Below are 13008 nucleotides of genomic sequence, written 5' to 3'. Positions count from 1 at the left end.
TGTGCTTGCTGCCTTGGCCCCATCATCGCTCATTCTCCCGTTCAGTACGGAAATTGAATCAGCGACTTGTGCGTCAATCAAAGAAGAGTTTCTCAACGGAATAGGCTCGCTGCAGAGATTGAAGCGGTGTCTCGGATGGAAAGGGATTTGCTAGTTGATTACTTCGACGTGAGCGACAGTACTGAAGCAGGTGGCAACGTTGACTCCAATCACCTCGAAAGCAATGCTGCATCGTGTTTGAACACTTTGGAAGGAATACAAGCGATGACTGCAGTCGCATTGCGGACATTTTTGGCCGCCATACTTTTGCTCCTGTTGGCTTTCAAAGCGACTGCACAAAAAGACCTGTCACGAACCCTATTCGTCAATGTCGACGTTTTTGATAGCGAAAATGCGACAGTGATCGAGAACGCCAATGTCCTCGTCGAGGGCAACTTGATTGCCGAGGTTTCAACCGAACCAATCGAACCGAACGGTGCTGTTGTCATAGACGGTCAGGGGCGGACTTTGATCCCGGGGCTGATTGATGGCCACAACCACATCATGCTGCCGACGTCGCCCCTGGCTTTGGCATATAATCTCCATTGGTCGTACACCGGCGCTCTTGTCACGCGGGAAGCGGAACGAATGCTGATGCGGGGCTTTACGACGTTGCGGGATGCGGGTGGCCCGTCCTACGGAATAGCGCAGGCCATTGATGAGGGTATCGTTCCCGGCCCCCGGATTTTTAGTTCTGGACATTGGATCGGCCAGACATCCGGTCACTTTGACTTCCGACTTTACAATGACACCCATCATCGACAGCGCACTGATCGGACTGCCTTTGAACGCGAATGGTCGTTCATTGCCGATGGCGTATCTGAGGTACGGGCGGCGACACGCGAAGTGCTGCGCCTCGGGGCCACTCAGGTAAAGATCAGCCTTGGTGGCGGCAACTCGACTCCTTACGATCCATTGGACACAACCCACTACAGCCCCGAAGAAATCCGCGCTGCGGTAGAATCCGCTGAGGACTGGAATACTTATGTCATCGTTCACGCCTACACTGATGAATCTGTCATCCGGGCACTTGAGGGCGGGGTAAAGAGTATTGATCATGGCAATATGATATTTGAGGAGGAGACCATTCGCGCCATTCGCGATGCCGGAGCCATCCTCAATCCTCAGTTCCTCATATTCACGCCGGATGAGAATATGATGGCCGCAGGCGATCCAGCGACCATCGAGAAGGGCGCGCCGCTGCGCGACAATGTCGAACACTATGTCTCTTTGATCAAAAAGTACAACCTCCCGATTGCCTTCGGCGTGGACTTGTTTGGAGCCCCCGAGCTTTTGGCCTTGCAGAACCTTGAATTCGAACGCCGAGGCCGTTGGTGGTCAGGGGCAGAAGTTTTGCAACAGGCCACGTTTAATACAGCGAAGCTATTGGAGATGTCAGGGCCACGGAATCCCTACCAGAAAGGTCCGCTTGGTGTGATTGAGGCGGGGGCATATGCGGATTTAATACTCGTTGACGGTGATCCGGTTGAGGACATCAACCTGCTGGTCGACCCGGACGCAAACTTTCTTATTATTATGAAGGACGGCGTTATCTACAAAAACGCACTTGGTGGGTAAGTCGTTTCACCAGAAGACTGGTTCAAATAGGACAATTTGGTTTGAGACCTCGGGGACTACCGTGATCTCCTACCTGGGCATTGTCAGTTGAAGTGATTAATTTGGCACGTTCGCATTAGTCTCAGGGCACCCACTTAGGAGTCTATCCCCTGTTGTTTTCTGTGAACTCACGTTTTAGCGCAGTTTTTGATATGAAGTTGCATTCTAAACGGTTCTGGACTTCAGTCAGTCTACTTTCAAGGACTTCCGCAGATGTGTGATACCTAAGGCGCTTGAGAGGTGTTGATTCGAGGCGGTGGTAAATCGACCTCAAATATCGGTCGCGAGGTAGTTTGAAGTGTTGTTGTTATGGAAAGTGACGTGCGACTTTCTGTGACAATCCTCATGGCAGCGCTTTTCTTCAGGCGCTTTGACCCAATAACGGTCATCCACTTACGGTTTGATAGTGTTCTGTGACGCTTCAACTCTCGCCAGCGGTCCGGGTTCTTCGCGTATTGGAAGATGAATGAGCCCTGCTAGCAAGCCAAGTGTGACTGCCGACCACCACATTGGCGTGTAGTCCTGGTTGAGGTCATAAATGCGGCCACCGAGCCACGCCCCCACGAAACTGCCGGTCTGGTGGCTCAGGAATACAAGACCAGCCAACGTTGACAAAAATTTCAACCCTTGTGTTTGTGCGACCAGCCCCATGGTCAGCGGTACCGTCGACAACCAGAGCAGGCCCATCAGCGCAGAAAAGACCAGAACGCTTGTCTCACTAATTGGAAACAGAACGAAAAAGGTGATGACTAGGGATCGCGTAAAATAAATACCGCTGAGGACCTTCTTCTTTGAATACACCTGGCCGGACCAACCCGAGAAAAACGACCCGGCGATATTGAACAATCCAATAAGTGCCAGCGACCACGCACCAACCCAAGACGCAAGGCCGAGATCCACGACATAGGCTGGCAAATGCGTTTGAATAAAAGCCACGTGAAATCCGCAAACAAAGAACCCGAAGAAAAGACAAACATAACTGCGGTCGGAAAAGGCCATTGATATGGCGGTTCCAAAATCGCCTGCACTGCTGCCAGCGGCGCTGGGAACGGAGACGCGAGAAATGAAAACGAGAAATGGCAGGATCAGTGCAAAGCTGAAGGCGATCAAAATCAGCGCGGTTTGCCATCCGACCCCGCCAATCATGGCGGTGGCTGATGGCGCGGCCACGAACATCCCCAGAGAGGCAGCGGCGGTGCCCAGACCAAGAATGAAGCTCCGCCGCTCCGGTGTTACAACTTTTCCCAGTGCTCCGATGACAATCGGAAAGGATGCCGCGCCCGTTCCAATCCCGACAAGGACACCCGTAAGGATAAACGGAATCGGATCAGTAACGAGGCCCCTGAAAAGGAAACCTATCCCAGCGCAAACAGCTCCGAAACCAATCACGCGCGCTGTTCCATAGCGATCTGCAAAAGCGCCTGCGACAGGTTGAGCGATCCCCCACATCAAAGCCTGAACAGCAACCGACAACGAAAAAACTTCGCGACCCCAACCAAGTTCGGAAGACATAGGTGCCAAGAACACACCAAATGTCGCGGAGAACCCGAAACCTAGAAAGGCAACCATGCATCCTGCAAAAACTGCGGCGTTCAACTGGCTTTTTGTAGGGGAAGTGCTTTCCACGTCGGCTCCTGGCGAGCAATAAGAGATCTCAACTGCGAAGCTGGCACGATCCGTGTTCGCAATCAATTGCGAGCCGTCAACGTCACCAGAGTTTTCGGATCTCTAAAGCTGTCGACGCGCGGCGAAAGACGGCTTTGTCCGCAGGGATTACACTGCACCTACGAGTTGCTAAACTCCGCGTTACGGACAAAGTTGTTACTTAGTCGAAACTCGCTAAATGGAACTAAAGTTACAAAGCCGCTTTTTTTCCCACGTTTCGATGTTTTAAGTCGCCCAAACAGAGCCGGAGTCAGAGTAACGCCTCTGCCCGTTCAACAACCCAAAACATCGCGACCAGACTTGCACATGCGGCGACGGCGGCGCGGGAGCCAACCCAGATCCGCCCCGGCTGTTTGCGCAGAAACAGCACCAGCGGCCAGACCAATAGAACGATCATAACTTGCCCGGCCTCCACGCCAACATTGAAGGCCAGCAAGCTGTGCCAAACGTTCGGTGCGTCGACGCGCAGGATCTGGTGCAGCATGAAGGAAAACCCAAATCCGTGCAGCAAACCGATGCCGGACGTGATTGCAAAGGCCTTCAGGTCACCGTGTCCCTTTTCCGGTGGCCAGACCGCCATCATGGCAGCGTAAATTATGGAAAGCGCAATCGCCAATTCAACAGTTGGGATGAACCATGCGCCACTCGGTGCGAAACCAAAAAAGCCAAGGATCAGCGTTACTGTATGGCCGAGTGTAAACCCCGTGACGCGCGCCAGCAGGCTATGAAGGTTCAGAGCCCCGATGATCATGCAAAGAACGAACAGCACGTGATCGGGCCCTTCCAGAATGTGCCGAATACCTTCGACAAAGAAAGTCGAAGCCGCTGAGGTCGCTGATCCCGATACATCGACCGGGTTATGCATCAGGCCCCTGGCACGGTAAGTCCGAACCTCCTGCCTGTTGTAGTCGAGGATCAGGTTCGCGGTGTCTTCCTGTCCCTCAATTCCCGGATCAGAGGCATAGGACAGGCTGTAGGTTCCCACTTGTCCTGTATTGAAGCGCAGATGCACGTCCACCATCACGGCACCCACATACGTCTCTTCGGTCGTGGGGAAAACATCGCCGGGTGCAAGTGCAGCCCGGGCTTCATCCAGCGTGGCAAATCCGGGTTCCTGCCCCAGCGGGTGCAACCTGATAGAAACGACATTTGCCTTTTGTTGTTGACCTTCGATTGACAACAACAGACTGTCGGCAGCGATACGGGCCAAACCGGGTGGGTCACGACGCAACGCGGTCTGATCCACGTAATGCATCAGCATCCCATCTTCGATCTGATTGTATGTATAAGGTGCAGGAGCGGGCAATCCGCCGGCGCCTTTCGGTCCGACGAGTTCCGCGACCAGATATGGCATCGGCAAGCGCACGTAGACATCAAGACCATCTTCCGAGTGGGCAACATGATGAATACGGACATTCTGGTTCAGATTGAAATGCGCCTTGGCGCTTTCTGCACATAATGAGATCAAGGCTGACAGTACCGAAAAAATGAACAGCCGCACAGGTTTCACTATGTTAACCCCCTGGCTTTGCACTGATTATCGTCAGCCCATCAAGCATCCATTGGTTGCCATGCCGCGAGACGTCGAGTACTCCGCGATAAAGGACCGCCTGCCTGTGAAAATGCCCCCAATGGCCGCCGCTGACACGGGCTGTCCAATTGGCGAGCGCCTGGTGTCGGTTCCTTGTATCGCCTGCAGCAAAGCTTTCGACGTTCAAATCAACAATTTCTTCCACACGCGCCACTGCGCCGGATGGTAACTTGACCGACAAACCTCGCTTCATCTCGGCTTGTACGTCATCGCGATTACCCGCCTCAACGAATGGCTCAAGCGCTGCCGCAGTCTTGTCACTTTGCGTCTCAAGCATCGCGGTGCCAATGTTGCTCAGAAGTCCTTCCACAACCTGATGCGTGGCGATCTCATCCGGTTCCGGCGTTATCGCGAAGGGAAGCGGGGTTTTTAGAGGGTAGACGACAATTGCGGCGGCCCCGAATGCACCGGTCAGGCCGATCAAAATCAAGCGCTGGCCCCCGGTTCGTTTCGACGAAAACCAAGCACAAATGATACCCAACAGACCCAGGCCAATGGCAAACAACGGCACCTGTGTCAGGCCCGCAGTTTTGACAACAACAGCGCTCGTTTTCGGGTCTGCCCAAGTCGTCAGGTGGTTATTCCAACTAACAACAGGATCGGACGCGTAACTCTGTGATGGTACCGCCCCGGCCGGATCGGTGAGGGTGATGGGTATGACGTCCAGGTTGTCCGGGAACAATTCCCACGCCACATCAACACGATTGGGCAATGTCATGACCGGGTAGGACAGCACAACGCCCAGCAGCATCGTATTTCGGTTGGCTTCCGCCTCATCCGGAAGGACGCGCAATCCTTCGGCCCCAATCTCGATACGAGAGACCTGCACCGTATCAGGGTTCACTTGCTTGCCATCGAGGGCGATCGGGTTTCTGTTCGCAAAAAACTGCGAAACCTCAGACTTGATGCCAACGACCTGATCTGCGGTCAGTCGTTCTGTGTTTCCAAGGTTCAGATCTGCCCAACCTTCGAAGTCTTTCAAACGCAAGATGATCTCGTGCCGGACGACCCGCGGTTCCATGGCCAGAAACGACATCATCGGGGATTTGTGGTGACGGGTCAGATTGGGGTTTTCGAATGTTGTGAACCACGGGTCGCTCCAGTCCGGGATCATCGTCTCGGGCTGCGAAAGATAGCGATAGTCTGTAACCGGAACGCCCATGTGTTCGGCCACCACGCCAATAGAAGCCAAAGGAATACCGTCAGCACTTAGCGGAGGGACAAACCTGATCCGTTCAGGCTTGCCATGAAACGGATACTCCATATCCACGTAGACGACGTTGTCACTGCGCGGTCGCGGTCGATATTGCGCGCTGGCTGCAGTTTGCCGGGGTATCCTGAGTCGCACATCGATCGTATTTGTTGAGCTGGTCAGTTCTTCTCCGTCCGCCCAAACCTGAAGGTTTTGCCCCGTCCGCTCGGCCAAAGACAAACCCGAGCCGTCATCTGGGACGACAAATACCGGATAGTCACTCAGATCTATCTCGAGGATGACCCGCACATGGTCGGGCTCTACCGAAAGCTCGACGAAGTTTGGCGCGGTTTCGCCGCCGTAGGGTGAAACAAGATCAGCAACCGACTGGTTTGCGCCGAACATAAGGCCCGCGAGCATCGAGCTCAAAAAGACCCCAATGGTGCAAGTGGCGCCAAACTTAGAAATGAAACGCGACGGCAGCATAAATGCCATTCTGATCCACGTCATAGGCAAACTCCCCACCCGAACGGTTTGTGGAATAGTCAATTCCGTAGAATTGATAGCCAAACCGCAGGGACGTGTTCTCCCAACCTTTCCAGTCGAAGCCGGCAAGAAACAGATACTGCAGGTCATCGCCATTCACACCAAATCCGCTTAGTTCGGCGCGGCTGGCAAAGCTCCATTTGTCGTTGATTTCCACCGCATAGCGAAGCGCGATCATTGGCTCGAACCAGTCTTCGGTTCCGCCCAGCGTCATGCCCGGGCCAAGGCCGGAAATGTCGATCTCTTGCTTTAACCGGTTCCACTGTACACCAATTGCGGCGTCTGCCGCGTAGCGCCTGCCAGAGGCATTGACCCCGTTCGCAAATCGGTAAGCACCCTGAACATTGGCGAAGGTTTGCCGGACATCAACATCGACACCCACCCTTCCGCCGGGCAGGGTGCCGTCGCCGCCAAGCCTCACATAGTAGACCTCGGAGATGATCCCGAAATCTCCGTTCCAGCCTTCATAGCGTACCGAGGCGGCCCCCTGCAGCACATCCAGAACCTCACTCAGGCTCAGGTCCAGATCGACGCTTGTGCCATCAATGGTCGAGGTTCCCGTCGTGCTGAGGGGAAGGAACAGATAAGGCGTGATCGAGTGTCGCCAACCACCTTCATCATTCTCGGATCTGGAAAGGGACTGAGCGCTTGCGGCTTCCGCAAAACCTACGATCAGCCCGACAGTCAAGATCAATTTATTCGTGATACTTCGCATCGCAACGCCCCGTGCATTATTCAAAAAAACCGGCACGTGCTGCTCAGCACGTACCGGTCAAATTTGGTTTTAGTTGTCGCCGGGATACGGGAACTCCTGCCCCAAGGCTTCCGAAGCTTCTTCGTAGATGGGTCTCAAGACGTCGTCGACATCATCAAAACCACCCTTTGTGAAATCGGAAAATTCCATAACCTCCGGGGCCAATCCCACCTGCTCGGCGTAAGCTGTTTTGTCTGCCGGGTCCGGCGCGATCGCTGGAGCGGCAAGGGGCGGCGACCATGTGCGTTCTTCAGTGGCCGCCATTCGAACGGTGATGTCGTCTTTAGTCACATTCCAGACCATGAAATCATCCGCCATGCTCAAGGGGCCGTCATACGTGGATCGAATTCTCTCATACACGCCATTAGCCGTGTCGAAGTCGTTAAAGAAATGGTACGCGACAGCCATGCGAGGCTGGATATCGCTCATCACTTTGCCGAACGCTTCGGGCGCAGTGTGAACTTGTGTCCCGACTAACAAAGCCGACTCGGGCGTAAACTTCATCTTGGCGACGAGTTCTGGCACCGCAATGAAACACTCGTGGATCGCTAGATCGGCATTCTTTGCGTATTCCTTGAACCATGTGTTCGGATAGGTGTCCGAGCTGAATACGAATTTCAGGCCGTTCCATTCGAGCGCGTAACTGACTGCACCGTCGATCGAGTGAATGGCCGGGAAAGTGCGTATCTGGACTCCATTCTCGTCGTAGATAACCTCGTTTTCCAGTTGGTAGTCGAATTCGTTAACTTCCATCGAATACCCACGAAAATCAATGTTACCAGCGCGACCGGCCAGATCCCAGGTCAGCATCTTCTGCATATGATCCAACGCATAGGCCGTGCCAAGTTCCTCGGCTGGCCCGCTCGGACCCCAGACGCGCAACGGCACATTTCGCCCCATCAGCGCTCCGCCTATGAACAGATCGTGCAGTGCTCCGAAATGGTCGGTGTGCAGATGCCCGATGAAGACTTTGTTCAGGTAATTGTACGGAATCTGCAGAGACGAAATCCGCTCGGCCGAACCCGAGCCAATATCGAACAGGAACTTGTTCCCGTTGCCCAATTCCACAAGGAAACACGCGGCAGCCTGCGCGGCCCGTGTTGTGGGCATTCCGGTCCCGCACGCAATGACCCGCATCTCATCTTCGGCCAGGTCTTCGGTGTTTGGGTAGTACACATCCCTCGGACGATCACGCACCATCGTCGGAGAAACGTCTTCCGTTTCCTGCGCGTATGCCGCCGATGGTGTAACAACACCAATTAGTGCTTCCGTAAACGCTTGCGGAGAAACGGCCCAGGCGCCGAAAAGCAAACCAATTGCGAAATGCTTACTCAGTCTTCTGTAGTTCGAACGATAGGCCATGTATCCTCCTCCAATTGCTTAGCGGCGCGGCAAGCGGGAGTAGCACCAAGGCACACCATCCCGCTGTTATGGTCATCAAACTGACACTTAAGGATCATGCATGTAAGTGACTCACGGTGGGTACTGGGGTGACTCACGTTCCGATAATTGCAAGAATAAGAATATGGTAAGGCGTTCCGAAGAAATCCCGGACAATGACAAGCGTGCCGCCCTAAGCAGATTGCTTGCGGACGCGCACATGGATGGGTCCGAAAGACTTCAGGCCTTTTTGACCTACATTGTTGACGAAGAGCTCGCCGGGCGAGGCGAAAAAATTCGTGGGAAAACAATAGCGCAAGACGTCTATGGCCGTGACACCTCAGAAGGGACCGATCCGGAAAACGTTGTTCGCGTGGACGCCAGACGGCTTCGTCAATTTTTGGAACTGCATTACGAGGGCATTGGAAAAGAAGACCCGGTACGCCTGCATATCGACAGCGGTGGGTACAGGCCACGGTTCGAAGCGGCCACCAGAGTGAGTTCGGCGTCGCTTTCACCTGACGCCAAACGTTTTGGCCTTCCCATCGGCGCGTTCGGTTTTGGGGCTGTTGTTGGCGCACTGATCGCAGTCAGTCTTGTTCCGGACAGAAAAGACCCCGCTTCGGCAGACTTAAGCAATCCACCTGAGACGAACACGAACGCATTTTTACAGCGCGCCGCAATTTACGAAAAGTCCCCTGCCGCTTTGCAAGCCTTCAATCTGGCGCAACAAGCACGGACAATGATCTTTCCGATCTTCGACCGGCAGCGCCAGTTACTGGTTCTTTCTGTGTTTGAAGGCGTGATTGAGATGGACCCTGATTACTTTGGTGGCTACGCGGGTGCAGCACAGGCATTAGCGTCGCTCTCAGTGATTTCTCCACCATCAGACGCCAAAGCGGAATATGCCGATGCTGCCATGAAATTGGCAAACCAGGCCGTAAGCCTTGCACCAGACCAAGCCTGGAGCCAGTCCGCCAAAAGCTGGGCCTATTTCGCCAATCGCGATCACGATGCTGCGTTACAACTCGGCAGGCGCGCTTCACAACTTGACCCGAATGATGGCGCAGTCCTCGACTTTTTTGGGGCTGTCGCTATGTTTTCGGGCGAGTTCGAGGAGGCAATCGCAACAGCTGACCGGCTTTCCCTTATGAATTCCAGCAACCAAAGGTTCGCCAATCGCAACGTTTCAGGCGCGACCTACTTTCATCTGGGTGAGTATGAAAAAACGGTTCAGCGCTTTGAAGAGGCCAAGCAACTTGGGGATCCGCTGAGTGCACCTTCTCTGGCTTATGTCACGGCTGCCTTGTCTGCGATGGGGCGCGATCAAGCCGCACAGGCAAAGTTGGCAGAGCTTGAGCGCGCCTGGCCAGGCGCACCAATTGGTGCGATGCTGAAAAGTATTCACAGAGACGACAAAAACGCCGAAGCCGTGTTGCGTGAACTGCGAAAGCAGGGCTGGGTCAGTCCCGCCGAGCAGGAAGAAGTCCAGCAATGAGTTGTCTCATTGCGCGTGTGGCAGACTATACCGGCGCGAGCCTTCTGGTTGACGTCACGCCGTCAATAGAACCGACCAAAAAGTGGGAAACGGTTCCCCAACATTCCAAGCCCGGTTTCTGCGAACGTCAACCAGACAAGAGCCACACATCACCGGGCTGACTGAATTCACAGTCGTCCTGGGGGCGCAAGAAAGAATCAAAACAATCTGAAGGGCTGCTTCCATGATTGTGTTTGAGTACTACGTCGGGAATGGGCTATGTAACATTGGGCAACTCGCGGGAAATACCGCCTTCTGCCGTTGCTTCGCCGTTTTGATTGACCCAGAGCGCATTTGTCTGGCTAGTCCGCTGTTTCTAGGCCACTGATTTAGCGTTTCTCTAATGCGGTTTCCGGGATTGGTTGTCGCACGTCGAACGCCTGGTGACGGCGCAGACGATTGTACTGCTTGAGCCAGTGGTTGATGACGATCCGGGCCCGTTTGGTTGTGGTGAACCATTCGGCATTGAGACTTCCCGGTACAATGTGTCATTAAATCGTTCGTTGTATCCATTCTCCCAAAGTGACCTCTGATAGATGCGGATTCGCTTGACGAGGACTCGTTAAAGCCAATCCTGCATTGTTTTACCAGTAAACTCCGGTCCTTTGTCTGAGCGGATGTACCCCGCACCGACGCGGCTCCTTCTGCTCCGGTGCAGAAACGGCATAACGGAACCCGCCTGCCGACAACTCTCTCTGAGCAGCCCGATCTGACTGGTCCAATTTGATTGTTAGTGCATGATTGGCCTGTGTTCCATCGGTATGATGGTTCCCGGCTGTTCTGGTCATCGCGCTGGCCGTCATGAAACAACCTCAAATCCCTTCGTTGTTTGCTGGGGCCGTTGCGGGCGTCATCATGCCATATTCTGTCAGGGGGCCGGACTGCATGAGACATTCACTTTCGCCAACAACGGCTATTCGATCGATACCGGGGTTCCGGAGATCGATCCACTGCTGAATCGCGCCGGCATTCCGTCGATGATGTGGACGATCTCTCTGCTGCTGGAGGCCCCGGGTTTCGGTAGAGCGCTTGAACGCGTGAGTTGCCTAAAAGCCATCATCAAAGTGGTCCTTCCAAAGGAAAAGACCTTCGCCGGTGTTCCGACCTCGGCGGTCCTGAGATCCGTTGCCACCAATACCGTTACGGGTGATCCATATTCGTCAATCGCACTGCCGGGGCGAATTTATGCGCCGGTCTGTCGCGCCATGGGCTGTTCCCCGTTGAACTTGTAACGTGGCCTTGAGAAAGGTGGACATTGGTTTCTCCGCTGATCCCTTTGAATGCGGGCGGTGCGTTCGTTAGCGCGGCGCTTGGCTTGGGTATCGCAGACGGCAATTTCGTAAACCTGCTGTATATTCCGCTCGCATTTGCTTGCTTGCTGGCCGTCGCCAGTCATTGGTATCATTTACGCCATGACGGGCTCTTCTCACCCAGAGCGAGCAACGATGGGATACGGTCCAGGGAGGAAGGCGGTTAACCTGTTGCGCAGATGAGCACCTGACCGTCCTGCACCAAAACTCAATGGGTGTTGGTGCCCTTCATCCGTCCTGATCCAAGCTGGGAGCAGCCAAAATGAACCCAAGAAACTTTGTCCCAAAGGGTGCCGCCAGCTATCGTATAGAGTATGATGGGTCGGCCAGGGAAATCTATTTCCTGTTGCTGCCAAAGCTGACCATGCTGGCCTTTAGCGCTGCGGTGGAACCCCTGAGGATCGCCAATCAGGTTACAAACAAGGAACTGTATAGGTGGTTTCTGATCACGGAGGACGGAAGGCCGGTTTCTTGTTCGAACGGGATAGAGATTACGCCGGATTCTGCCTTGCATAATCTACCGAGATCCTCGCGACTGCTTGTGTGTTCGGGAATTGAACCGGCGGAAAGTACGAACCCGAAAGTTCTGGCGTGGATCAGGCGTCAGAGAACCTTTGGGTGTAATCTGGGTGGTATTTGCACAGGAGCTTTTGCCCTTGCAAAAGCCGGGGTTCTGGCGGGCAGACGGTTCACATTGCATTGGGAAAACCATCCTGCTTTTGCCGAACATTTTCATGATTTGGAACCGTCGGCAAACTTGTACGAGATCGACGATGAGCTTATGACATGCGGTGGTGGCCATGCCGCTACCGACATGATGCTGGACATGATCGAATCCGATTTTGGAAATGAACTGGCGGTCATCGTGTCAGACATGTGCATCCACTTTCGCTCCAACAATAGTAAAACGCTTCAGAAATCAGCATTCTCGGTGGCATTGGGCAGTCGCAACCAGCACCTGATCAACGCCATGCAGATCATGCAGGAAAACCTGGAAGATCCGTTGGACATCTCTGAAATAGCCGAAGCCGTGCAGATATCTCGTCGCCAGTTGGAGCGTCTTTTCCAAAAATATGTCGAAACTTCACCTGTGCAGTTCTACATCGAACAGCGCGTTTCGCGGGCTTACGCGTTGCTCAGCGAAACCGAGATGACGGTTGCCGAGATCGCGGCCGCCACGGGCTTTGGCAGCGCGACCCAACTTACGGTGCGGTTCAAAAAACGCTACGGCGAGGCGCCAACGTCATTCAGAAGGGGGTGGTCGGACAGGCGTGCATGATTGGCGTCTGGCCGGGGTTTGAATTCTTGGCTTCTGGATTTTGACACAGATTCGGTACGGCCAGCCAGGGTCCGCTTTGGGTCCGCGCATTGAAACAA

9 protein-coding genes and 1 pseudogene are annotated in these 13008 nt (G+C 54.2%); 4 read left to right on the top strand and 6 right to left on the bottom strand.

The genetic code is table 11. From position 1 onward, the window contains the following. Nucleotides 1-135: 135 nt before the first annotated feature. The gene (locus ACR0J8_RS19780; protein WP_480526659.1) at nucleotides 136-1617 is read left to right on the top strand and encodes a metal-dependent hydrolase family protein; all 1482 of its coding nucleotides are present in this window, start codon (nucleotides 136-138) and stop codon (nucleotides 1615-1617) included. A 432-nt stretch (nucleotides 1618-2049) separates the two neighbouring features. Here ACR0J8_RS19780 and ACR0J8_RS19775 read toward each other — a convergent pair whose 3' ends face one another. The 5 genes from ACR0J8_RS19775 to gntH all read right to left on the bottom strand — a co-directional run bounded on the left by ACR0J8_RS19775 (nucleotide 2050) and on the right by gntH (nucleotide 8766). Beyond that, on the bottom strand, nucleotides 2050-3282 hold the full coding sequence (locus ACR0J8_RS19775; RefSeq protein WP_480526661.1) for an MFS transporter: 1233 nt from the start codon (nucleotides 3280-3282) through the stop codon (nucleotides 2050-2052). 289 nt (nucleotides 3283-3571) lie between these two features. Further along, nucleotides 3572-4831 (bottom strand): HupE/UreJ family protein, encoded by a 1260-nt coding sequence (locus ACR0J8_RS19770; protein ID WP_480526663.1) that lies wholly within the window; start codon nucleotides 4829-4831, stop codon nucleotides 3572-3574. 4 nt (nucleotides 4832-4835) lie between these two features. Further along, on the bottom strand, nucleotides 4836-6524 hold the full coding sequence (locus tag ACR0J8_RS19765; RefSeq protein ID WP_480891775.1) for a hypothetical protein: 1689 nt from the start codon (nucleotides 6522-6524) through the stop codon (nucleotides 4836-4838). 40 nt (nucleotides 6525-6564) lie between these two features. Beyond that, nucleotides 6565-7365, bottom strand: coding sequence for a hypothetical protein (locus tag ACR0J8_RS19760; RefSeq protein WP_480526666.1), 801 nt, complete (start codon nucleotides 7363-7365; stop codon nucleotides 6565-6567). Between the two features lie 69 nt (nucleotides 7366-7434). Then, nucleotides 7435-8766, bottom strand: a complete 1332-nt coding sequence (gene gntH, locus ACR0J8_RS19755) for a guanitoxin biosynthesis MBL fold metallo-hydrolase GntH (protein WP_480526668.1) — start codon at nucleotides 8764-8766, stop codon at nucleotides 7435-7437. A gap of 163 nt (nucleotides 8767-8929) precedes the next feature. Here gntH and ACR0J8_RS19750 point away from each other — a divergent pair, with 163 nt between their 5' ends. After that, entirely contained in the window at nucleotides 8930-10282 is a 1353-nt protein-coding gene (locus ACR0J8_RS19750) for a tetratricopeptide repeat protein (protein WP_480526670.1), read from the top strand. Nucleotides 10283-10650: 368 nt separating this feature from the next. Here ACR0J8_RS19750 and ACR0J8_RS19745 read toward each other — a convergent pair whose 3' ends face one another. Beyond that, nucleotides 10651-10806, bottom strand: coding sequence for an integrase core domain-containing protein (locus ACR0J8_RS19745; protein WP_480891782.1), 156 nt, complete (start codon nucleotides 10804-10806; stop codon nucleotides 10651-10653). Between the two features lie 286 nt (nucleotides 10807-11092). On the opposite strand from ACR0J8_RS19745, the pseudogene ACR0J8_RS19740 reads away from it, so the two are divergent. Continuing rightward, nucleotides 11093-11798: pseudogene (locus tag ACR0J8_RS19740) on the top strand (Na+/H+ antiporter NhaC family protein); the annotation flags it as partial. Between the two features lie 95 nt (nucleotides 11799-11893). Beyond that, nucleotides 11894-12910: a GlxA family transcriptional regulator gene (locus ACR0J8_RS19735; protein ID WP_480891771.1), complete on the top strand. Its 1017-nt coding sequence runs from the start codon at nucleotides 11894-11896 to the stop codon at nucleotides 12908-12910. The last annotated feature ends 98 nt before the right edge of the window (nucleotides 12911-13008 follow it).

Source organism: Ruegeria sp. N11, assembly GCF_056531525.1.
The sequence above is the reverse complement of the archived record's forward strand: the minus strand, read 5'-3'. Positions and strand labels throughout refer to the sequence as shown.

What these genes read in the sequence shown, in the direction of transcription:
- gntH (WP_480526668.1), bottom strand. Translation starts at nt 8,766, where the DNA reads ATGGCCTATCGTTCGAACTACAGAAGACTGAGTAAGCATTTCGCAATT.
- ACR0J8_RS19780 (WP_480526659.1), top strand. Translation starts at nt 136, where the DNA reads ATGGAAAGGGATTTGCTAGTTGATTACTTCGACGTGAGCGACAGTACT.
- ACR0J8_RS19760 (WP_480526666.1), bottom strand. Translation starts at nt 7,365, where the DNA reads ATGCGAAGTATCACGAATAAATTGATCTTGACTGTCGGGCTGATCGTA.
- ACR0J8_RS19750 (WP_480526670.1), top strand. Translation starts at nt 8,930, where the DNA reads ATGGTAAGGCGTTCCGAAGAAATCCCGGACAATGACAAGCGTGCCGCC.
- ACR0J8_RS19735 (WP_480891771.1), top strand. Translation starts at nt 11,894, where the DNA reads ATGAACCCAAGAAACTTTGTCCCAAAGGGTGCCGCCAGCTATCGTATA.
- ACR0J8_RS19765 (WP_480891775.1), bottom strand. Translation starts at nt 6,524, where the DNA reads ATGCTCGCGGGCCTTATGTTCGGCGCAAACCAGTCGGTTGCTGATCTT.